The 24,876-nt window shown below is 34.7% G+C and carries 18 protein-coding genes; 1 reads left to right on the top strand and 17 read right to left on the bottom strand.

Annotated features, from left to right (window positions below; translation table 11 throughout):
• Positions 1-128 precede the first annotated feature (128 nt).
• From NOX80_RS05815 to NOX80_RS05795, 5 genes are all read right to left on the bottom strand, one after another.
• Positions 129-551, bottom strand: coding sequence for a hypothetical protein (locus tag NOX80_RS05815; protein WP_256552371.1), 423 nt, complete (start codon positions 549-551; stop codon positions 129-131).
• Between the two features lie 24 nt (positions 552-575).
• A complete protein-coding gene (locus NOX80_RS05810) occupies positions 576-947 on the bottom strand; it encodes a hypothetical protein (protein WP_256552370.1) in 372 nt (123 codons plus the stop codon).
• A 218-nt stretch (positions 948-1,165) separates the two neighbouring features.
• Complete coding sequence (locus NOX80_RS05805) at positions 1,166-1,885, bottom strand: hypothetical protein (RefSeq protein WP_256552369.1); 720 nt, start codon at positions 1,883-1,885, stop codon at positions 1,166-1,168.
• A 5-nt stretch (positions 1,886-1,890) separates the two neighbouring features.
• A complete protein-coding gene (locus NOX80_RS05800; RefSeq protein ID WP_256552368.1) occupies positions 1,891-2,616 on the bottom strand; it encodes a DUF4347 domain-containing protein in 726 nt (241 codons plus the stop codon).
• Positions 2,617-2,859: 243 nt separating this feature from the next.
• Entirely contained in the window at positions 2,860-3,504 is a 645-nt protein-coding gene (locus tag NOX80_RS05795; protein ID WP_256552367.1) for a hypothetical protein, read from the bottom strand.
• 443 nt (positions 3,505-3,947) lie between these two features.
• Here NOX80_RS05795 and NOX80_RS05790 point away from each other — a divergent pair, with 443 nt between their 5' ends.
• A complete protein-coding gene (locus NOX80_RS05790; protein ID WP_256552250.1) occupies positions 3,948-5,288 on the top strand; it encodes an IS1182 family transposase in 1,341 nt (446 codons plus the stop codon).
• A 183-nt stretch (positions 5,289-5,471) separates the two neighbouring features.
• Here NOX80_RS05790 and NOX80_RS05785 read toward each other — a convergent pair whose 3' ends face one another.
• The 12 genes from NOX80_RS05785 to NOX80_RS05730 form a co-directional block, all read right to left on the bottom strand.
• The gene (locus tag NOX80_RS05785) at positions 5,472-5,951 is read right to left on the bottom strand and encodes a hypothetical protein (protein WP_256552362.1); all 480 of its coding nucleotides are present in this window, start codon (positions 5,949-5,951) and stop codon (positions 5,472-5,474) included.
• Positions 5,952-6,134: 183 nt separating this feature from the next.
• Entirely contained in the window at positions 6,135-6,566 is a 432-nt protein-coding gene (locus tag NOX80_RS05780; protein WP_256552366.1) for a hypothetical protein, read from the bottom strand.
• A gap of 240 nt (positions 6,567-6,806) precedes the next feature.
• Entirely contained in the window at positions 6,807-7,172 is a 366-nt protein-coding gene (locus tag NOX80_RS05775; protein ID WP_256552365.1) for a hypothetical protein, read from the bottom strand.
• A 299-nt stretch (positions 7,173-7,471) separates the two neighbouring features.
• A complete protein-coding gene (locus NOX80_RS05770; RefSeq protein WP_256552364.1) occupies positions 7,472-7,759 on the bottom strand; it encodes a hypothetical protein in 288 nt (95 codons plus the stop codon).
• Positions 7,760-8,159: 400 nt separating this feature from the next.
• On the bottom strand, positions 8,160-9,308 hold the full coding sequence (locus NOX80_RS05765) for an IS4 family transposase (protein ID WP_256552363.1): 1,149 nt from the start codon (positions 9,306-9,308) through the stop codon (positions 8,160-8,162).
• A gap of 73 nt (positions 9,309-9,381) precedes the next feature.
• A complete protein-coding gene (locus tag NOX80_RS05760) occupies positions 9,382-9,861 on the bottom strand; it encodes a hypothetical protein (RefSeq protein WP_256552362.1) in 480 nt (159 codons plus the stop codon).
• Between the two features lie 3 nt (positions 9,862-9,864).
• Positions 9,865-20,484: a SpvB/TcaC N-terminal domain-containing protein gene (locus tag NOX80_RS05755; protein WP_256552361.1), complete on the bottom strand. Its 10,620-nt coding sequence runs from the start codon at positions 20,482-20,484 to the stop codon at positions 9,865-9,867.
• A gap of 30 nt (positions 20,485-20,514) precedes the next feature.
• A complete protein-coding gene (locus NOX80_RS05750; protein WP_256552360.1) occupies positions 20,515-22,410 on the bottom strand; it encodes a T9SS type A sorting domain-containing protein in 1,896 nt (631 codons plus the stop codon).
• A 292-nt stretch (positions 22,411-22,702) separates the two neighbouring features.
• Positions 22,703-22,939 (bottom strand): hypothetical protein, encoded by a 237-nt coding sequence (locus NOX80_RS05745; protein ID WP_256552359.1) that lies wholly within the window; start codon positions 22,937-22,939, stop codon positions 22,703-22,705.
• Complete coding sequence (locus NOX80_RS05740; RefSeq protein ID WP_256552358.1) at positions 22,929-23,468, bottom strand: DUF420 domain-containing protein; 540 nt, start codon at positions 23,466-23,468, stop codon at positions 22,929-22,931. Before NOX80_RS05740 ends, NOX80_RS05745 begins: the two co-directional genes overlap by 11 nt.
• 5 nt (positions 23,469-23,473) lie before the next feature.
• A complete protein-coding gene (locus NOX80_RS05735; protein WP_256552357.1) occupies positions 23,474-24,100 on the bottom strand; it encodes an SCO family protein in 627 nt (208 codons plus the stop codon).
• Between the two features lie 53 nt (positions 24,101-24,153).
• Complete coding sequence (locus NOX80_RS05730; RefSeq protein ID WP_256552356.1) at positions 24,154-24,804, bottom strand: hypothetical protein; 651 nt, start codon at positions 24,802-24,804, stop codon at positions 24,154-24,156.
• Positions 24,805-24,876: the final 72 nt, after the last annotated feature.

The raw sequence follows: 24,876 nt of genomic DNA, 5'->3' as shown, positions 1-24,876 counted from the left end.
TTATTCACTCGGATTGCAAATCCGAGCGAGCTGGTCTTCAAGGTTAAGTTTTTTTGCTTACAAAATATAGTCTATTCTCACTAGGAACCAGAATAAAAAAATCAACATAAACAGGCTCTTCTTTATTATCATAATAAAAAGACGAATAATAGTTTCCTACTTTCTCTATTATTTTTTTTTTCAAATATTTCCGAAAAACATTTCTCAAAATCTATCGGCCTATGATATTCACAACAATATTTATACAAGGGTAAATCGTTCAATTTTACTGGTGTTTTTTCCCATTTTACCACCTCCCAATTTGCCCTATACTCTGGCTTAACTGGAAAATCTACAAGTTTAGAATTTATAATTTTATCTAATGAGATCTTATCCAGTTCATAAACACAATAATAAAACCCCTCCCCTCCACTGGAAAATTCTTCATTTGAACAAATAATTTTATACTTTAAACCATTAATCCCAAATAAATTTTCTAACAATCCATCGTGATAGTTTTTATCGCAACCTATAAGCATAAAAAACACACACAATACTAAAATTCGCTTCATAGTCTGACTTTATAAATTATATGATTATCGCATATTTGGAATTTTTGCTTTTCCATAACCATATATATTAAAACTTGTAATTTTATATTTACCGTTAACAGTAGCTATATATATACCTAACTTAGTTAATTTATCTCTCATCCATCTTCCATCCATATTAAAATCATATATATCAACCAAGTTATCTTTCTTTCTGCCTATTCGTAAATCACCTTTTTGATTTAGCAAGGTTAACGTAATTGTTCCGTAAACAGCTCCAGTACTTCCAACCATCCTAGCACTTCTTGGATCAGCAAAATTAACCTGTATAGTAGGCTTCGTAAAATCATACATGGTAAGACTACCTAAATCAATCTTGCCTATATCTACATACAGACTTTTCTCAGCAGTACTCAAATTAGCAGCACTTCTTGCCTAACTATTAGCCTCATCCAATGTCAGAAAACCAGATCGCGCGGATTTATAATCCGTGTAAAGCTCCACTTGTCAAACAAAAATAGTATATTCAAAATCTTATCCTACTGCCAAAAAGCAAAAAACCTAACCATGTATATGTATACGGTTAGGTTCTACTTTTATTTATTCACTCGGATTACAAATCCGAGCGATGGTTATCATTTTTTTACTTTCCAATAATAATAATAATATGGGCTTGCCATACTTTTTGAATTGAATACATTGTATTCAGATTCAAATATCAACTTTCCACTCTCAACGTCATGATAATATTTGACACAACTATTATTATCAGTATTAAATTTATAAAAATATTCACTTTCATAATCGGCTATTTTTTTTTTCAAAAATCCTTCTATATCAATTTCTTCAAATTCAGTAATAACAATACTATCCTTAAGCTTAAATATTAATTCTCTTTGTAAAAACGTTTTCTTATTTAAAGGGAAAAGTACACGATAGCTCGTTAAAGTTTTCTTTACTTGATCTTCATACCTATTCAAAACAAACGTTATAATTATATTTTTTGAAAAAACCGTGTATAAATACTCTTTTACATAGTCCTGTTCAAAACTCTGAGTATGTATATAGTACCCTAAGTTCTTCTCTTTCTTCAAAAGTAATTCTTTAATATCATTATCTATTGACATCAGAATTTTTGATTCATCTTTTTCATTGATAACTTTTAAAAATGAGGAATGTTTGTCTTGATATTTCACATGATTTATAGGCCTAAAACTAAATAAATCGTAATCTTCATATAAAGAGTCTTTTGCACTAAAATACTCATTATTCTTCAACACATTATCTTTTTGGGGTTTTGTTTGACAACTCAAAAAAACTGACAATAACGATAATAATATACATAACTTTTTCATGAACATCAATATTTTATAAAACCTGTTCTTGTAAAATAAACATCTTTAATAATTTTGGGATTACTATTAGGCCTCAGATATAATGTATTCCCTAAGTTCTTAATTGAATTCAACCTCGTCTTCCCTAACTCTTTATCCTTATAATTCACAGGACTTAATGGTGTTTTATCAAACACAGTATAGGTTGGATCTGAAAAGAAATATGGCACATCACTATTATTAAACCTATTTTCTGTTGCAGCCCCCCAAGTCATACTAGTAAACACATTAGCTTTAGTCGAATTTGACAATATCTGCAACATATCTTTACTTGACTCAGGGTTGTGCCCTGCTCCTAAATGACAAGCTGTTATAGCTATATTCGTATCACTGTCGGAATATTTTGCTAATTCGACACCTAAACTTTCCATTTTCGATTTAGTATTTATATAATCTTTTCCTATATAAAATCCAGTATCATCATAATTTCCATGAGAAAGAATTGATACATCACCCATTTTTTCACTATCTTCGAGATGACTACTAATCTGATTCATCATATCTTTTCTTGATTTTGCGCTTATTACTGTCACTGAACTATCTAGCTTTTGAACAGCTTTTTTATTTGCCTTAAGCGCTTTATCATGTTTATCACTTTTTGAACCATCAATGACAACAGAATTCCTCCGTTTAGGATCACCATCTTCAGGTGCCATACCCGTAGGATCAATCAAATTAATCGGGTTTTGCATCGTATAATTATACGGATTCCATCCCTGATAGTTCTGAGCCAACGGATCCACACTTAACCAAATACCAGATCGCGCGGATTTGTAATCCGTGTAAAGTTCAACAAGCAAAACAAAAATAGTATATTCAAAATCTTATCCTACTGCCAAAAAGCAAAAAACCTAACCCTGTATATGTATACGGTTAGGTTTTACTTTTATTTATTCACTCGGATTGCAAATCCGAGCGATCTGGGTCTGGGATATTTAATGAATCTGAAAAATGAAATCACAATAAAATGATGGAATCCTATCCTTATAAGAAACATTCTCCTCCTTTATATGCTTACTCTTTAAGAACTGTTGTTTACACCAACCTTCATTAAACACATTTGAATCAATCGGGATCTCATGAATAGAAACATTATCCATATCTTCTTGTGAAAAATGTTTTATCCTATCTTTATAAATAAAAAAAACGTCCGTGAGGTACTCGGTCTTAGAAAATACATTTCTTCTAATATCAAAAACAACAATTTTATCATTCCTATAATAAACAAAATAAGTTGACAACTCTTCCTCATCACCCGTAAAACTTTGCTCAATTTTTTCAAAATAAAAGTTTCCAACTTTTTTAATCTTCCTATTTTTTATTTTCCCATTGTCAAACTCATTAATTACAACAACATCCCCTTCATCTTTTAATGCAAAAAATTCACTCCCTTTAGTTATAACATTATCTACTTTCATTTCAAAAAAATTAATATTATCTGATATGGTGAAGCCCATTCTTATTAAAGAGTCAATTCTTGAATTATTATAAATATTTTTAAGATTTCCATTTATTTCTTTTTTAATTTCTCCTTTACACGAGAAAAGAGAAACCGCAATTAATACAAATAATTTTTTCATAATTAAAACTTAAAATTACCTTTCCACGTGTAATATCCACCATTAATTGTTGAAAATCTATTACAATTCAAATTCGGATCATAACGTTTATATTGATTCATAAACGCTGAATTCACCCTAATATTAGACCAATTATCTTTATATTTTTCAGGTATTTGACAACCACTCCAAAATTAGTACCCCATGGCAGAAAACTAGAATTATTAAACAAATTAGCACTTCCTCTTCCCCATGTCATTGGAGCATAAATTACAGCCCCAGATCGCGCGGATTTGTAATCCGTGTAAAGCTCAACAAGTAAAACAAAAATAGTATATTCAAAATCTTATCCTACTGCCAAAAAACAGATGGGGCTGTCTCAAAAGTGAGGCAGCCTCAATTTTTTTATACAAATAAGGGAGCCCGAGAGCTCCCTATATTTTGCAAGTTTGTTAACTTGCGGTGTGTATAATAAATCAAAAGTAGTCTTTAAAGATTACAATCCCAAGCAAAATTTTCTACTTCCTCCGAGTTTAGAGGAGCTGATAGAACTCAACCATCCAGTAAGAACCGTTTCCGATGTGATTGACGGTCTTGATTTGGAGTGCCTTATTAAGAATTACAAACCAGGCGGCACTTCCAGTTACCATCCCCGCATGCTTCTTAAAGTGTTGGTTTATGGTTATTTGTGCAATATTTTTTCCAGCCGCAGGCTTGAGGAAGCCTTGAAGCAGAATATCCATTTTATGTGGTTAAGCGGTATGAGCCGTCCTGACCATAATACTATAAACCGCTTTAGGAGTGAACGCCTTAAAGATGAGGTACGCAGCATCTTTACCCAGGTTGTATTGCTTTTAGAATCCCAGGGACATGTGAGCCTTAAAACTGTTTTTACCGATGGTACAAAAATAGAAGCCAATGCCAACCGGTACACTTTTGTATGGGGCAGATCCATCGAAAGGAATAAAAGGCGCATAGAAGAGCAGCTTCAGGACTTATGGGAGTATACGCAGCAAGTTGCCGCTACTGAATCTAAAGACAAGACAGAAGTTGAGTTTAAGGCTATTGACAAGGAAGCTGTTGAAAAGACTATTAAGAAGATTGACACCGCCCTTAAAGGCAAAAAGATATGCCCTAAAGTACGGCAGAAGCTTAACTATGCCCGTAAGAACTGGCCTGCAAACCTTCAGAAGTATGCTAAGCAAGAAGATATAATGGGTAAGCGAAACAGCTTTTGTAAGACCGATACTGATGCTACTTTTATGCGGATGAAAGAAGACCACATGAAGAACGGACAGTTAAAACCGGGATATAACTTACAGATAAGCACACACAACCAGTTCATTGTAAATTACTCTTTACACCCTAATCCCAATGATACAAGGACGCTACCCGAACATATAAAAATTTTTAAAGAACACTACAATAGACTACCTGAAGAACTTGTGGCTGATGCAGGTTATGGTTCGCAGGAAAACTACACATTACTTGATAATGAAGGTGTTGAAGCATATGTAAAATATAATCATTTTGACAAAGACACCAGAACAGGAATACCAAGTATCTCTTTATCTAATCCCGAAGTAGCCCAGTTAAGAACAAAAGCTTATAACCTGCTCGTAACCGACAGGGGAAAGGAACTCAGAAAGCAACGCTGTCATGATGTAGAAACCGTGTTTGCCCAGATAAAAAACAACAAAGGCTTCCGCAGGTATAATCTGCGTAGCAAAGCCAAGGCCGAAGTGGAAACGGCATTACTTGCTATGGCTCATAACCTCAAAAAATGCCCTGTTAGGACATCATAAAAGGGATAATTTTCTCTTTTTTGAAAAGTAGATGCTTTTACTGGCTAAAAGAGACATCAAAATAGCTAAATCAGAAAAAATAAATCAGAAGATTGTCGGCAATAAAAAAGGGGATGTCCTTTTGAGACAGCCCCTTACTTTTATTTATTCGCTCGGATTGCAAATCCGAGTGATCTATTTTTTTTATAAAGCATATAAGCTTAAAAAAATCTCATTCTGATCTGTAAAAAAGCAAAAACCATGTATATATGGATCTTTATAAAAACAATTAGCTTTATAGGATTTGGCTTTAATACTATAATACAAATCTCCTTTTAAAACAAATTCATCAGTAACAGATTTAGGAAACCATGCTAATTTATCATCTTTTTTAATAAATTTTATATCAACAGGCTCCTCTTTTACGATTTCATTCTTTATCCTTAAAAAGTCATCTTTAGAATAGGTTAAAATTGCAACTAAGCAATTATCTGAAGGGCCAATTCTAGAGACATTCGAATTTAACTCATAAATTTTAAACTTTACATTTCTTGGTTTTTCTATATTATTAATGTACTCATTTAATTCATTAATATTTTCATTGTAATCTTTTTCTTTTAGATTACATGAAAAACATATTATAACCAACACACTAAAAACAACTATTTTTATTCTCTCTTTCATTTTTTATTTCTTTTTACAGGCGCTCGCGCTAGCAGAGGCGGATTTGTAATCCGTGTAAAGCTCAACAAGCAAAACAAAAATAGTATATTCAAAATCTTATCCTACTGCCAAAAAACCTAACCCTGTATAAGGTTAGGTTTTACTTTTATTTATTCTCTGGGATTGCAAATCCGAGCGATCTAGCTATCGGAATTTTCCGTCTTTAAAGCCGTCATTAGGATAAGTTACTCTCCATTTTTTTTTCTCAAAATCTTTAATTGTGTATTTTTTATACTTAAAATCACCAATATTCAAAAGACTATCACTTTTAATTTTATTACTCTGTTCGTAAGGATCATTCAAAAAATCATATCCCTGATACACAACAACACATAAACTATCATTCTTTGCATCTTCAAATTCAGATTCCCAACTATATAACTTTCCAATTTCTTCAATTTCACGCGCTTTTACATCTCGCAATCCTGCCATGGTACCGGTAATTGCAGTATCTTGAAAAAACAACATTCTAACATAAACATCCGAATCAGAATTATTATAAAAACTCATCTTATCATTCATTGGATCACATGAAAAACAAAACAAAAGTGTTAAAATAATCACTAGCTTTTTCATAATTTATTTTCTATACTTATTTTTTAAAACCTTATCATTAGTCCATCCTCCTCCTAATCTATTAGCCCTTTTCTCTGATTGTGAATTTTCATGCTTATACTTATTAAACATGGTGGCTCCTGTAGCGCTTATTACACTAGGAAGTGCTATTGTTTTTAATACTCCGCCTGATCAAACTTGAAATGATGTTTATAGCCTAAGTATCTGAACAGAGCGGATCTACTATACTCCTTTTATTTTTTAATTGTCATCGAATGATTTATATTTATCCGGATTGGCACGCATTTTCTGATCAAAAAAAGTATCACTCTTTCTCATTTTTCCTATATCTTCTTTAATCAATATCACATTACTCTCTTTACCATACCGCACAATAATGACATTATCATTGATTAAAACAACATCTCCTCTATGGTGACGCCACAACAATATACTATCTTTAGTTATTTTCCATGGTCTATAGTCATCTATAAGATCCCCGTCATTATTGAACAAAGATAATTTTCCGTCATTTCCCAAAGAATACTTATCATAAGTTCCATCTTTATTAAACTTATAATAGATGCCATGAAATCTATTTTCATTGTAGAGTCCCCCAATACTCATTCTCCTTAGTTATAATTTTATCCTCTAATTGGCTTTTCCCATTGGAGCAACTATAAAAACAATAAAACACGACAAACAACAGAATACTATTTCTCATTATTTTTTGTATACTTTGATTTATATGACTCTCCATTTTCACCATATATAGTTGAACTAAGTGTTACTCTTGTAAAATGTAAATGGCGCGGATCTACAATCCGCCTAAAGCTCCACAAGCAAAACAAAGATAGTATATATCCAAAATCTTATCCTACTGCAAAAAAGCAAAAACCTAACCCTTATACGGCTAGGCTTTACTTTTATTTATATCTAATCAAATCATCATCATACATTTCAATTATACTATCAATTTCAAATTGTGAATTATAATATATTTCCCTTTTAAAATCTGCTAAACCTTTCATTTCATAAATACTCACATATCCTTGCCTTTCGCTTAATTTCATTATTTTTTTTAAATAATCTATTCCTAAAAAGCTATAAGAATAACTAGTGTCTTTTTTCGACAAAACTACTTCCATTTCTACCCAGTCTTTATATTCTTTTGGCAGGCCATTTTTAACAACATAACAATCTTTTTTCTTCAAAAAAACCCATTCTTACAACATTTTCCCATTTGAATCTTTAAAAGAAAACAATATATTATTTGATTCATATTTAATATCACAAGTATATTTTTTCTGATCGTTAACAGCAATTAACCCACCTGTTTTCTTACAACTAAAAAAGAACACACATAATACTATAAATAAAAACTTCTTCATCACTTTATATTTTTGTAGCGCATAACATCTTTTTAGCTTGTTCATTAAAGTCTGGATGACGCTGATTTGTAATCCGCGCAAAGCTCAACAAGTAAAACAAAAATAGTATATTCAAAATCTTATCCTACTGCAAAAAAACAAAAAACCTAACCATGTATATGTATACGGTTAGGTTTTTGTTTTATTTATTCGCTCGGATTGCAAATCATAAGTGTTCGAAACCTTAACTTGTACCAAAAAGATTCTGCATTTTGTTTGGATCTCCGCCACACTTCAACACTATATCCTTAATTATCAACACTTCAAGTTCATTCGCAAATTTTAATTTTGGAATTTTATAGCCTTTTAACTCATTAAGTTTTTTATAAACAGTAAGAAGAATTGCCGTAATCAAGGTCATATACATCATAACTCTAATTCCATTTATATCTCTCGATATTAGATGGTTAAAATTAAGATGCTGTTTGATAAATTTGAAAAATACTTCTATTTCCCATCGTTGTTTATAAATAGCAACTATTTCTTTAGCGGTTAAACTATCACTATTACTCAAGAAGTAAAACACTTCTTTGCTTTGCTTTTCAGTAGCTATTATCAAGCGTAAGAAGGATTGTGTTTTTTTATTACTCTTGTCATAAAGTCTTACCTCTATATCTCTGTTTATAGTCAATTTTTCCGTTTCTTGCTCCTTGACTTCAAATTCATTAATCACTTCAAAACGCGTATAATTATTGAGCCTGGTCACGAAAATAAAACCATTTTCATTAAACTCCTCAAAACTAGATCTAGACTGAAGACCTCTGTCAAAAACCAGAATATTTTCTTTGCTTAACACGCATTCATTTATTAGCTCCTTTAATGCAAAATCTTCTGACACAAAACCCTGTTCAGTAAATATTTTCGAGTGAACAGGTACATTTGAAAATGCCATGCTAAATTTTACGAACCTTTTATCTCCTTGCTTATTAATTCGCATACCTTCTTTTAAAAGCTTTGAAGAAATACTTACAAGAGTCGAATCGAACGAAATAATGTTATGTTTTTTCTGTAAATATTTGTCTTGAAATTGTTCCAGACATTTTTTAAAGATAGCTTCAAAATAATCGGGATTAATTGTAACCAATCGATCTCTTAGTGAATTATACTTAACGCCGTCAAAACTTTGATTGGCAATACTTTTGAAGGCTAAAGAATGGTAAAAATGTTCCATTACCCTTAAACTGTTATGCCTCACATTAAGCATTGAAAACAAGAGTAATTGAAACATGGTTTGCCCATCTAATTTTTTAACTTGATAATCAATATTGTATTCCAATGATAATCTTGACAATTCTTCTTTTGGAATATAATTCAGCACTTCTGAAACATTCATCTTTTTTATTTCAAAAATATAGCTTTTAAGGTTTCGAACACTTATGATTGCAAATCCGAGCGATCTATTTTTTTTATAAAGCATATAAGCTTAAAAAAATCTCATTCTGATCTGTAAAAAAGCAAAAACCATGTATATATGGATCTTTATAAAAACAATTAGCTTTATAGGATTTGGCTTTAATACTATAATACAAATCTCCTTTTAAAACAAATTCATCAGTAACAGATTTAGGAAACCATGCTAATTTATCATCTTTTTTAATAAATTTTATATCAACAGGCTCCTCTTTTACGATTTCATTCTTTATCCTTAAAAAGTCATCTTTAGAATAGGTTAAAATTGCAACTAAGCAATTATCTGAAGGGCCAATTCTAGAGACATTCGAATTTAACTCATAAATTTTAAACTTTACATTTCTTGGTTTTTCTATATTATTAATGTACTCATTTAATTCATTAATATTTTCATTGTAATCTTTTTCTTTTAGATTACATGAAAAACATATTATAACCAACACACTAAAAACAACTATTTTTATTCTCTCTTTCATTTTTTATTTCTTTTTTACAGACCAATGTATAGTTTCTTTATGCTTTCCTTTTGACATAAATTGCTTAGCAAGCCCTTGAACTTCAAACTTACCATTAGAATCGTCACTAACGCCGGTTGCAATATCTTTAGCTCCTGGATTAAAATTATATAAATCTTCTCCAAAAATAGTAAGCTGCATTGTATATTCTAAATCTCCATTTTTCTGTTCAGCTACGGAAACGTTTGCTCTCATATATAAATTAAATGCTCCTATTGCCTTTTGCCAATTCTGTGTTTCTGGATAAGGAAAATCAGCAGCTCTACCCGCAGAAAAACCTTTACTTGTCATTTCAGTTTGCCCAACTCCTGGTTGAATTTCCATTGCACTCTTTTTAGCAATTTCTCTCAACTCATAAAGAGTCATTTTACCACTATAGTCCTCTTTAAAATATTTACCTAAGTTAAAATTCAAATCAGTTCCTGTTGCACCTATATAATGTAAATATGCTTTCGAAGCATCTTTCAATGAGGTATAACTCGCGGCCTTACCTGCTAGATTCCAAAATCCATAAGAAACTTCATCCCAAATTGATTGTCCTTTATTTTTTGGGAACTTAGAAAATCCTGAATCGTATTTAAAAACTGGCTTAGCTAACGAACCTCTTTTAAAAGGTGGATCAATAGATTGTTTTCCATCAGGATCAATCAAATTAATCGGGTTTTGCATCGTATAATTATACGGATTCCATCCCTGATATTTTTGAGCTAACGGATCCACACTTAACCAAATACTAACTTTAGGATCATAATAACGGGCACCGTAATAATACATTCCCGTTTCGCTATCCAGTTCTTTACCGTTAAATTTATAAGGTGACGCATAGTTTTCTGTAAAACTGTGCATTTCCACCATTGTTTCTCCGAATGGTAAATTTAAGAAAAATTGGTACGGCATTCCGTTCGCATCTGTTAAATACGTACTTGATCCCAAATGATCCGGATGGTAGTAATAAATATCTGTATACGGGAACTGCTCCGTTACCTGCGAGGCTCGTTCACTCTCCGACTTTTCACTGTCTTTTTCTTCCGTAAGTGTCTCCGGTTGATAATCCTTAAAGTACACTTTTCCGCTATCCGATTTCGAAACCATTTGTTCCAAATCCGTTTTTTGAGCCTGTTGTAGCTTTTTAACATCCAACTCCGTTTTATCCAAACGTTCAAAAATACTGGCATCGCTTTCTCCGATTCGGCTAACAATACGTTGCGCTCCGGCATAATAATGCTTACTGTATTCTCCTCTTCCGTCAACTACAACATAGGCACTCGGATAAGTTGTATAGGCTTCAAAACTTACACCGCTTCCGTTTACTAATGTTCCGTTTTCGAACACCTGTTCCACTCGTGAAGTTCCTTTTAAGATACGCTCTCCGGTAGCATCATAAATATAATGTTGCATCTGACCGTCCTTATCTACCACACGTAAACGGTTACTTTCATCCCAATACATCGAAGTATTCATTCCTGCCGATGTCGATCGTACCGTCATATTTCCGTTTAAGTCATATTTAAAGTCTTCCGTATTTCCGGTATTCGCATCGACAATACTCTTCACTTTATGCGATCCGGAAACATATTCGTAATTATTATTATACGTATTATCCTGATTGGTTAAATAGCTTAGAATGGTATGTCCCTGATTTTTCACTTTGATACCATGTGTATCATTATACTCCATGTCCAATGCATAATTACTGTTATTGTTTGTTTCCCGGTTTACAAAACCAGTAAAACTACCCCTAGCTGATGCCAGTCGGTTCAGGTTATCGTATTTAAAACTATGCTCATAAGTCCCGCCTAATCGATTCGTAGGATTATATACTGCATTGTTTGTAATTGCTCTGACATTTCCGACATTATCATATGTATAATTATTGTTAAACATATTTTGTTGGTCTGCCGTTTTAACATTCAGATTATTCAAACGTCGTAATGACGGACTATATGTATATTTGGTTTCCGTGTTATTTCCGTATAACAAATACATTCGCTGTTCGTAGTGATCGTAATCGATACGTTTAATATATTCGTAATCCGTACTGGCTACATTTCCTAACACTCGGTTTAGATTTCCGCCAAGATCGTAGTAATACGATACTCTTTCTCCATCCGGATAAGTCATCTTTTTTAATCGGTTCCAGCTATCGTATTCAAAATACGTTTCAAATACACGTGTCGGGATATTCGGTCCCACAACTGTACGTCTGTTATAAATCAGTTCACCCATACTACCATAATCAAAATGTTGCTCCCCGGAAGCATCTTTTTGATAGGTTAGCCTACCTGTTATCGGTCCGCCATTTCCGTATTTATAGGTCACATCACTAATATTGGCTCCGCTTGCGGTTGGCGGGAACTTAACTCTAATTGGTCTGTTGTATTCATATTCATATGAAATAGCAGTTCCAGCATTTGTTAAATTAGCCGTTTCCAATTTAGTAAGGTTGCCAGAATCATCATATGCATATTTTGTTGTTCCGTTATCCGGATGTGTTACTTCCGTTTTTCTTCCCAAATCGTCATAGTCATAAGTTGTAGTCAAATCTTCCGCATCAACATAGCTCAACAATTCACCAATTCCGTTATAGTTGAACTTTGTCCAGATATCGCCTGATGGCCCTACATTCTTAGTCATATTCACTCTTCCGTTGACATCTTTAAATATTTCCGATATCACCAGTTGTGATCCGTTTTGATCTGTAACTGATCGGGTTTTTAATGCCATACTACCATTTTGATCCGTATCGATCGTATAAGCTATTGTTGCCTCTTTACCATCCTGATCAGTAGTTTTAACCACGCGGTCTAATTCATCGTATTCCGTTTTTGAGAAATACGGAACCACTTGTTGGTTAATCTTATAATTTACCGTACAGCTCTTACCTTCATAAGTAGGATTATACTGTCGGATTCCTCGTCCGTAATCATCGTAATACACCCATCCTGAAACCGACATCGCTTCTTCATACATCGGTTTATCAACTGTTCCTGTATTGATTTCGATATCCTTTTTCACCTGTATTGGTCTTCCCAATCCATCCATAAACGTAAACGTTTCAATCGCATTCGGATCGTGTTGTTCGTCATAATGCGTTGTTACCGCCACCGGAAGGAAGTCGGTACTTGAAACACATGGGTTCGCTCCTAAATCCGCATATGTAGGATAATACTTAAATCTAATCGTATAATCCGAAATAGCCGCAACGAGTTCTTTCGGTCCTTTTACTGTAACTAGTCGACCGAAGGTATCATACTGATATTGGACGATACTTCCACCTATATCAATAGATTCCAATATTTTATCAAATTTCGGATCGTATTCTGTAGTCGAATAATAACCAAAGGCATCATCGATCTGTGTCACATACTTATTGGTTGCTGTATCGTATCCGTACATATACCAGAAAGCCTGATTATTATGATTTCGCGGGAATTCCACCCGTATAAGATTACCAAAACCATCATATTCCATAGTAGTTTTCACAAAACTACCCGCGTCTTTATACGCCAGAATCGCACCGATTGCTCCTGTATTCGGGTCGATTTGATCCGTCATTCTTCTTCGTTTCAACACAGAAGAACCGCTACTGGAATCGAACACCTTAATCTCTTTCGGAACATTCAGGATATTTTTAGCAACTAAAGCAGCATCATTATGGTAGGAAACCGTAGACGAATAATCATCGGCTGTGGTTGCCAGATCTCCATTATTGATATAATCCGTAACCCTACCATAACCGTCATATTTCATACGGCTTTCCGAAACAATCGTGTTTGTTCCTAATTCATAAACCTCATTTCGGGTTTTAACCATCACCACACCGGCCTGTTTTCTACCTTCTTTTCCTCCCACGTCAAATGTTAGCGGTAACGAAGAATTAATATCCATCTGACCGTTTGCCAATATTTTTCTTAACTCATAGAAATTCTCCGTTTGCGAAAATACAGGACCGCTGGCTGTACCATAATATGGCCCTTTTTTTACATACGATTTTTTCACTAATCCTTTTAAGAAATAGTTATCGTTATGATATTCCGTTACAGTCGTTCGATAAGCTTCTTCGCCTAATTTATAATCTAGTGTTCTTGTCATTCCGTAACCATAGAACTCTCTTTCCCGTCTGTCATAACGACCTCTTTCGTATTCGAAGCTTTTTCTATAAACATCAATTCCTTCATTGGCCAATGTTTTTCCATCATGAATTACAAGTCCTGACATTACCCATCGGGAATGCGGGTTGTTATAATCAACAGCTTTCGGTGTATAGTCGACTGTAAAAGTTCCTCCCAATGGGTTTTGAACCGTTTTTAACAAATTGGTTCTTTTAATATTAGAGTGAAAAACCAAAAAGTCACCACCGTCTTTAGCTACCATATCGGTAAAACCATCTTTATCAAAATCCCTGTAGGATTTTAAACTTTCAGCTATTGATAAGTTAGCACTTCCGCGGGTTGTACCTCCATATTTAACATGAATAATAGGAAGAAAAATTCCGAAGAAAATTGGACAGCAAATCGGGAAACCTCCAAATACTGAAAGACTACCGTTCACTCCTAATGCTGTACTTCTAGAATCATTATTAAGGTTTAGTGTAATCGGGTATACCGTTCCGGAAAATTTATTTCCTTCATTAAAACGAATTCCTGATTCTGTGATAATATCCACCAAACCGTCGTTATTAACATCATCAAAAGTGACCTTTGTATTTCCACCGTTCATACTCGCTCCGATATCAATACTGAACCCCATTGACAATGACCCTAATATATTGTTAATCGCTCCGTCAATACTAAAACCTAAATTTATACCTAACGGACTCGGTGAACTTACATAAGGGCTTAGATTGGTAAAACTCATAGGATTTTCCAACCCTCCTGCATTTATACCGGCTCCGGCTTCTATTTTACCTTTATTAAATCGTACAGTAAAAATACTGCCGTTAATATTAACTCTGTCCGCTAACCCATCACCATTGATATCCTGCCAAAAATCTTCGCCATAATTTTCACCATCCAAACTAGCCGAAACTCCAATCCTTCCGGATGGTTTTCCTATATTAAGAGCTCTTTTTTCTTCACCTCCATTTCCGTTACTATCGCTATTCTTATCAGCTCCTGCGCTTTTTGCTCCGGCAATAATCGATCCTTGTGACAAGGTAATACCACTATTTTCACTATGATTTACCGATATATTTCCATAACCCGGATCTCCGCCTAACTGGGCATTGTGTCCACCGGTCATTGTTGTTGTTTGTAGATTCTCCGACCAGAATATTTCAGGATAACCATCTCCGTTTAAATCCATAAACTCTTGAGTTACTCTACTATATCCCTCATCATGTAAGCTGCTACGACTAAAGTTGAGAGGTCCCCATCCTATGGTATAAGATCTAGATGCATTTTGATGATGTTTATTAATCGCATACATTCCCGTTTGAAGATCAATCTGTTCTGTAAAATGCGTATCACTATCATCTTCATTAAACAAATTATCAAACTCAGAACCTTCGAAATCACCGGCACGCATCGTTGTATTTGCTGTATAATTCGAATCAAACATTCCTTGCCACTTCTCTGTCATTACATTATCTCCGTTTACACTTCGGATCGGCTTCGCTGCCCACAAGCATATTGCCGGAGGGTCAACAACAAGTTGCTGTAACGAATTCCCCAGAGCTTGTAATTCTGCAATAGTATACTGTGAAAAATCGGTATTTTGTCCCGGCAGGTTCAGCGTACTCACAAATAAATTTTGTATACAGGCAGCCGGATCCGGTGCATTATTACACTGACTGGTATCGATTCCCATCTGTTCTAATACATCGCTTTGCATTCCCAATGAAGGATTATTTACCACTTCCGTATTAATTAGTTTTCCATAAGTATCAGATGGTGTATTCGCATTCGGATCATGATTTTCATTATACATAAACTGCCCCCAGCCGTTATAAAGTGGACCAAGATGCTCTAATGAATGGTTCTGTGACGGAGCAAAAAGTATATCATTACCGTAACTTCTACTGGTATAATAACTACTGTAAATAACGTCACGTTTATAATTATCACCTGTTTGATATGGCAGTGACCAGTTATATCCGATATATATTAATGCTCCTAGGGTTGAATATTCAGACACAGGTGTTTGACCCGGTTCTGAATAAGTATAATTATGTCCTATTGCAGACTGCATCCATTTTTGAAAAAGGATATCATTCTCGACTCCGTTCATATAAAACTCCGCTGTAATATCTACAGTCGGTGATATTGAATTAATATTCCCGGTATAAAGTGTTATCGGATCATTATTATTCGAAACAGAAACTACTCCGTTTTGAATTGTAATTTTTCTTTTCCCGATATATTTCCCGTCTTTTTTTACAACTAATGTAAAAGAACCGTTATCCGAGCTGGTGAGTGCCGGGGTACTATTTAATCCTGTGTTTACTTTCAATCCGAATGTCTGTACTGTATTTGGCACATTCCATACCATTCCTCCATTAGGCAAATTGGCATTATTACCACTTAATCGGTATTTACCATTATAAGCTCCTCTAAAAATCGAATATTTAGCTACAGGATATTTATAAACACTTCTCTCGGCAACACCCGAGCTAATAGCATTAGCATCCGGGATATATGTAAATTTAGGCTTCCATTCTATCGTTTTCCAGTTTACATTTGAATCTGACTCTACAATCAATTTAAACGAAACTTCCTGATTGTTCAGGTTGGACACCACATAATTACTGATATCATTCGGCATAGCATTTCCTGCCATCGATACTACTGTACTTGCATTTTGAGGACAAACCTTTTGATAAATCACCTCTTCTGTAGGCGCAACTGCAAAATTCGGAGTATAAGTATATTTTACAATTTTGTAGGTCACATCATCCGACATATTGGACACGGTAAAATTCGACCATTCAAATTTCACTTTACCGGTACCTTGCAATCCGATCTCATCGTCATGACTCAAAATAAAGGAATCTTTATAATTAACATTATTATGGTCGATACCATTTTGATCGATACGCACTGGTTGTGGACCTGCTACATATTCTATACTTGGATTTGACTTTAAAACAGGATTATTCCCATCTGTATTTTTATGCAATCTGAAATAGATTTTATCTCGTCTATATACCGCTATGGCATCACCACCAAAATATCGGTTTTGTGACAATGGCACACTGTTATCATAAGAATTTACCAGTACATTTATTGGTGCCTGTCCAGCCACCAACTCTTTTAAATAAAGTCTAAAAGCAACCTGATCTCTATCTACCCTCTCAATCGAATATACTGCTTTATCATTAGGATTGTTTCCTTCCAGTGAAATCTGATCTCTAATAACTACCATCCCTTTTTCCGGAGCTTCCCATACCCTCACAATATCATAATCAACCATTACATTCTGTAATTCGTCCGGTGCTTCCGGCGCGGGTCTTACACCCGGTTCAGCTGTAATTAGCATATTTGGTGTTAATTCACTCGATGCTAAAAACGTAGGGGTCTCATTCGTGTCTAATCGGTTAAAGTATACGACTCCGTTACTTACGATATCGACCAAGCCATCTCGGTTTGCATCCGTAAAATACGTCATCGTATCCGAATGACCAACGAATCGTTTTTCACCATAATAAAAAGCTGGGCTATAAAATTGAAATTTTGCATTCCATGACTCTCCGAACTTATTTTTAGTGATACTCTCGCTTCTAAAAAATTCTTTTGCTTTATTTATCTTTTTCGCAGTAACAAAAGTGTGATCTTTTATATCCGTTTCTCTTACCTGGTGTGCATGATACCATAAGCCATCACTATTCTGATATACCACATCTTCCAATCCGTCTCCATCGATATCAATCAATGTGACTTTCCCTACCTCTTTTGATTTGGATTCTCCAAAAGGCATACCTCCCATAAATGTAGCCGATTCATTCTGACTATGCGACCAAAATCGTAATTCGGCTCCACCTGACATTTCTACTTCCCATCCGTTTTCAACATTTTGAGAAGAATTCATTTTAGATGCATTGAGCAGGTTTCCGAAATTAAGCTGATAGTTCGGTGCTACAGTAGGCAATATTACTTTAATTCCCTGATCAAAAACATTATTATTACTTGGTAAATCATTGTAATAGGTTAAATTATGAGAATAAGCAATCTGTCCCGTCGCATCTTTTTCAGTAATTGTCTTAAGCAATGATTTATTGAATTTCCCGATCGCATATGCAAAATCATAACTTCTCACTTTAGTTGTATCATACCAGACATTAACTTTTGTCAATCGATATGGCTCAACCTGTCTTAATCCTAAACGGTTATTTATCGTTACATCCGGACGCAATGTTGTTTCATTAATAAACTCAACACGATATTTACCATCATCAGTACCTTTACCGGTATAATAGATGTTTTTCAGATAAAAAGAACGTCTGGAAGTCAAATTGGCATTATTACCGCTTTGCACAGGTAAATTTGCTTGATTATAGACATATTTCACTCGATTCCCATATACATCTTCCGTCATATATAGCGCCCAGTGCACTATATTTTCATCATCATTTTTAATAACTGCATTATCGTCTATCGCTCCATCTTTTCCACCATACCAACTTATAGTTCCATCCGTTGCGGTTACTTTCCAAAAGTAATTTGCAGGTGTTGACCCAAATCTTTCAACTAATGTATTGTCCGTTTTCTTCCGGAATGAAAATGCTTTTTTATTTGCAGATAAAGCATAGGAACGCAACTGTTTTTCCGTACTGTAAACCGGTGATCCGTTTGATGCTGTACCGGCATCCATATGTCGGTTCGGCATATAATCCTCTCCGTTAGCCATTTTCGGATACATTAACTGTTCGCCCGCCAATGTATAAATTTCCGTTTCTTTTTGCGCATCGAAAAGCGGAACACCCCAACGGGTATCTAATGTGATCGCCGGAACTGAAATATTCCATCCTTCTCCTAACCATCCTCCTTTGGATTCGCTGCTATATTGTACGGCAAGATTAGGTTGCATTCCTTTTCTTCCGGCCGGTATTTTGATCGGATAACTCACATTCGCGTTACCGTCGTATGACGCTTGCGGTGGGCTCATCATTGTTATTTCTGCTGACGGATCTGCGGCTTTAATATCATTCATCATTGTTGGCGCGAATGCTGTTGACTGCGGACTTTCCGGCACCTGAATAATTCCGTTGATATAATCTGTAAAATGGGTTGTTTCGGATACAATACTTTTTGCTTCCGTATCCACCTGATCTCTTTTTACTTCAATCCATCTTTTCTGTTGAGTGTCAAAATAAAAAGATTTAATATCGGCAGCCGTATATCCTTTCGGAATTAACAAGCTGTCATATTCCAATGCGATTTTTACAGGTTTTTCAAACTTGGTTCCATCGGGTAAGAAACGATAGGCTTTCCCCCCTTTTGTTACGTTGATTAATCCGGGACCTAATGGAACGATATCGATTTTTCGTAACTCCCGAATCGAAACCAATCTGGATTTTACCAATGCACTGTCCGGTATTGTAATTTTAGCTCCGGATACTGCTAACATGCCACCTTTGTAGGCTTCAAAACGATTGGATAAATATTCTTTCGATTTTTCGATTTCAAAAGATTGATCAGCTTCCAAAACAGCACCAAGCGTAAGTAATTCCTGTCCGATTAATCCTCCTTCATCTTCCGCTTTAATCACAACAAGCTGGTCTTTTTTGATTCGGTCACTTAACTCAATAAAACCTTCAAATTCACCGTTATTATAGCGCAATGTTTTTCCATTAGCAGTTACCTTAGCAATCGCTTCTTCTTTCCCTTTTAGAAATCCTTTGATATAGATTTTATTATCTTTTGATAGTGTAATATCTGAATTATGTACAATAACCGTCGGTGCGATTTCTAACGGTTTCTTTTTCTCAACCGCAATCGTCACATTTTTGATACTATATTGATAGGTTGATCGTTCCGGAGTCGCAAAAACAACTTTGTTCTCTCCGTTTTTTAACCAGTTACCGTCGATTTCTTCTTTTTGCTGACTCCATTTATTAGTTCCTTTAACTATATAACCACCTGTTGCCAAGCGGTCGTTAATGGATCTTGATACAGCATTAACACCGTCTACACCATATACATCATATGTCAGATAGATATTATAATTACGACTATCCGGCAATGCATCGATATTGAATTTAAAAACGTTATCCGAAGGACTATCCATCGGCATTTCTTTTGAACTTCCAATAATTCCCGACGGGATATCTGCGGCCCATTGCTTTGCAGCAGACGTTGCTGTTTTTACTGTTGTAACATCATTTGATACACGAACCGATTCGGTTTTAGTTTGTCCGGGTTGATTAGACAAAGCTGTAGTATCCGAATTACCGAATAATCTTTCCGGATGTTTTTTTGCCATTGAACCGGCATAATATTGGATATTCGACGGCTTAAAATAGGCTTCTAAAATTCCTTGAGCCGGTGCTACAAATGTACTGTGTAGCATACCGATCAAAACAATATAATGCACCGTTTGAAAAACGTTTTTCTTTATCCCGGAATAACGGGTATTTCTATAATCCATGCTTCTAAATATGAGTAGGGTGTGATTGTATTATCTAACTATTAATTTTCTGGCTGATGTTTCACCATTGATATTGATCAATATCATATAAGTTCCTTCTACACTAATATTATCTTTATGTGTATAGGACTTTATACTTTTGAAGCTTTTCTCGCGAATTTGCCTTCCGTTCAGATCGTATACTTTAATCTGAGCATCGGCTTTTTCTAATAAGTTAAACACTATAGAAAAATCACTGGTTACACCAACCGGATTCGGATATAATGCCAATTGTTCACCGTTGCTGTTATCGCTTGTCAGTACTTTAAAAGGCAACACTTTTGAACAACCTTCCTTGTTAAGAATACGGAGTGAATAATTTCCAGCTTGAGTGATGGTTGCTTTTTTATCGGTTGCAATTATATCCGCATCATGCAACCATTCATAGGTAAGCTCTTTTTCATTTCCTTCGGCAATTATAGGCATGATATCGATTGATCCATCAGTGCTTAAATACCATTTTTCAGCAAGCTGTACATCCAACTTATCCAAACTTTTTATGATGGCTTCTTTTTCAAATAGCTGTTTTGTATAATCTACAATCGTTAAACGGTAAGTACCCGGGCGAACATCTTCCAACAATAAAGACGTTTCTGTTGTAGTATATTGTTTTTTCAGATTTCCGGAAAGCAATGTCACATTATACGGTGCCTGACCACCGATAAATTTAACTTCAATCTTACCTTGTTCCTGTGTGATACAATTAGGATCCGTAGTTTTTATCTCGGCAAAGAAAGCCGGTGCTTTTACAAAGGTGAACAACGCTGTATCTTTCCATGGAATTCTATTAAAATGAAGGGTATCATTGTTTACCGACTGTACTTGTTTGTAATAAGTAGCTGAAGTATAATCGAATTCCCCTTCTGTTTGCGCGGAAACAGCTAACCAAAGAAATTTATCTTTTTCAGCCCGACCGGAATCAATTTTCATTTCTTTTTTCAGGATTCTCACCTGAGTAAAAATGGTGTCCTGTGCTTTTTTATTAAAAGCGACTGATTTCCAGATTCGGTCCATTTTTTGTACTCCCGCATCATTTTTAACCGGAATGCCGGACATCTTATTGTTATCTCCCCAAATAAGATACGCGTTATTGTTCAGCGTATTTTTATTGGTACTGTTTTCTTTTTCGATCGTCCCTAAACCGATATACAATCCATCGTGTTCTGCATTACCGGATTGTTTTTGATACAATTGCTGAGAATCAGCACGGCCAATACCGGTTACCCGGCTATTATAACTTTTGTTTTTGTTATAATCCCATATCGTATCATGTGTAGCATTGATATAATCGTAATTCCCTTTTAAGGAAATACCGTATTTTATAGAAAGATAGGTTTCTACTTTACGGCGTTCTATTGCACTTACGACTTTCGGAAAATAAATAAATTCCAACAATTGCTCTTTGTTGTCTTTACTATTTTGAATATCATCAACAATATCAAAAAGAAGGGTGTTTTTCTTTTTTACAAACGGTTCTGTTTTGTCATACAGATAACTTAATACAATCCCGTTTTTAGAATCAACTTCTTTATATTCCAATGCTTTATCACTAAGGATCTGTTTATTGGTTACAAACGTTTTTTCTTTACCGTATTTAAGTGTCAAAACGGATTTTTCTTCTTCTACATCTGATTTAAAAACCACAAACAATGAAGACTGATCAGTCAACTTGTTTTTGAACAGACTTTCCGTTTTTAGTATAGTCGGATTAAAATTAAACAGCGGAACATTGTTCCCTGCATTACGAGAAGTTGGCAAAGTATCCTGCACACCTTTTATCCACAATCGGCTTGAAGAAAAGCCTTTATTATTCTGGGCTGAAACCGATTGAAAATTTAAAATGATCAGTGATATCAGTAAGGATTTTACAAAAAAAGTTGTCTTCATTACTATTTTATCAAAAATTTAATACTGTTTTCTAAACAAAACAGCAAAACTATAAATTATAACAGCAATTTCGGTTTGTTTTTACATTATTAATAAAAACATAAACTTTTCATTACAAAACATTATAAAAAACACAATACTTACAGCTTCAAAATACTAAAACCAAGATTTTAACAATAACTCAACTTAAAAATCATTTAAAAAAGTAAAAAATAGAAAAACCGAAATTTTATCACTTTTTCATATATATAAGTGACAAAATTCCGGTTTTATCCGATACTATAAAAATCTTTTATTTTTCTTTCTTCTTTGTCTTTAGCCGATATATCGCATACCCCAAAGCACCAACCAATACATAAGGGATTACCATCAAATAGACAATACCATCGTTAACCGCTTCTGCTTTCACTCCGCCTTCTTCGCTCTCCAATGCTGCCCGACACATAGCACATTGCGCATTGGTTGTAAACGAAAATAACAGGGTAACCGCAAATAATAATGCCGTTAACACCTTTTTTTTAATGTACATAATAAGGGGAAATCATTAGATAAACAATCACACCGGTAACGGCTACATATAACCACATTGGGAAGGTAATCTTCGCTATCTTTTTATGACGCTCAAAACTACCTGCTATCGCTCTTACATACGTAATCAAAACAAAAGGGATGATGATCACCGATAAAAGGATATGGGTTATCAAAATAAAATAATAAATATAACGGATTGCTCCTTCACCACCGAATTTAGTTGAATCAGAAGTCATATGATACGCCACATACATCGCCAGGAAAGCCACCGAACAGGCAATTGCCACTTTCATCAGGTTTTCATGCAAGGCTCTTTTTCCGTTTTTAATCGCCCAAACCGCAGCTACTAATAAAACCGCTGTAATTCCATTGATCGTTGCGTAAATAGGCGGTAAAAAAGATAACGGCTGTACATCATACCCTAACTTTCTCAGATTAACTCCAAATAACAAAGCAACCACTAATGGGATAGCTACTGAAAGTACTATAATCCATTTATTATATTTTTTTTCAACTGTATTTTCCATTACAACTATTCTTCTAGTAATTTTTTAATATCTTCTTTTAACATCTTAATTCCGGATTCTTCCAATCCGTCGTAATACAATATCGGGTTATCGAAACTGTCTTTACGACAACGTATATTTCCTTCTTTGTCAATTAAAGCAAATAAACCGGAATGTTCAAATCCGCCGGCTTGTTTGTCATTTTCACCCGCATACAGATTAAAACCTTTTAAAGCCAGATCGTAAATATATTTTTTATCGCCGGTCAGGAAATGCCAATTGTAATTTTTGACCCCTAACTGTTCTGCATGGGCTTTTAAAACGGCCGGTGTATCATGTTCCGGATCAATCGTAACAGACGCAATTCCAAATTTCGGATTACCGTAAAATTCTTCTTGTAATTTCAACATGTTCTGATTCATGATAGGACATATCGTCGGACAGGTTGAAAAGAAAAATTCTACAACATAAACTTTCCCCAGATAATCGGCATTACTTATTTTTTTATTGTTTTGATCGGTCAGTTCAAACTTTGGAACCGGTCCGATGGTAACTAAATCTGCTTTTTGAAATTTGGCCAGGATTTTCGGAACCGCCCAAATACCGAAGATCAGTACGATAAATGAAATCCCGATGTACGATTTATTTTTCATAAGGTTGTTATTAAAGTGGAAGTAACAGCTATAATAGCGCTATCCGTATTGCATTATATTTTTCGTTTGTTGTTCTTCTTAAGTGCCAATCGGTATTCGGCCAGGATAATTTTCACATCATCACTCATTTCATTATGAAGATCGGCTGCTGAGATGGTATTATATCCTTCTTTATACTCCTCTTCTCCTTTTTTATTTTTCCCTTTGCGTCCTCGTAAATTCAGATCCTTATCGATAATAAAAACATTAGGGGTGCGCAATTTATCATCCAGTTTCCCGACAAGCTTCAATGAATTATAATACGCTTCTATTTCCTCCGGTTTGGCAAAAACATAATGCCATACTTTTAAATCGGAAATCCCGCTTAATTCACTTTTTAACTGGCGTGCCTGATCTTCCGTTCCTTCCGGAGCGATCATCACAACCTGAAAATCGGCAAACTCTCTGTTTTTATTGTAAATTTTTTGATCGAGGTTAAAGGCGTCACCTTTATTGTGAAGCATTTCCATTCCCGGAAAGCCCAGAATGGTAATTTTATTTTTCAGGCGAACAGTGTCACCTTCGAGTGATTTCCATCCGGAAAGCTCTTTGATATTGGGTGTAACGGTGGGTAATTTTGCAAAGCTGTTTACACCGGAAGCGAAGAATAAATAAGCGCAGATTGGCAGAGCAAAAAGAACGGTAAGAACAATATATTTTTTCATTGGATATACCTTAATTTTAGTATCCACAAAAATAAAAAAAGGCGGTTGAATAACCGCCTTTTTTATAATTTA

Source organism: Flavobacterium cerinum (genome assembly GCF_024496085.1).
In the GTDB taxonomy this organism is placed as follows: Bacteria; Bacteroidota; Bacteroidia; order Flavobacteriales; family Flavobacteriaceae; genus Flavobacterium; species Flavobacterium cerinum_A.
This window is presented reverse-complemented; position numbering and strand designations above follow the sequence as displayed.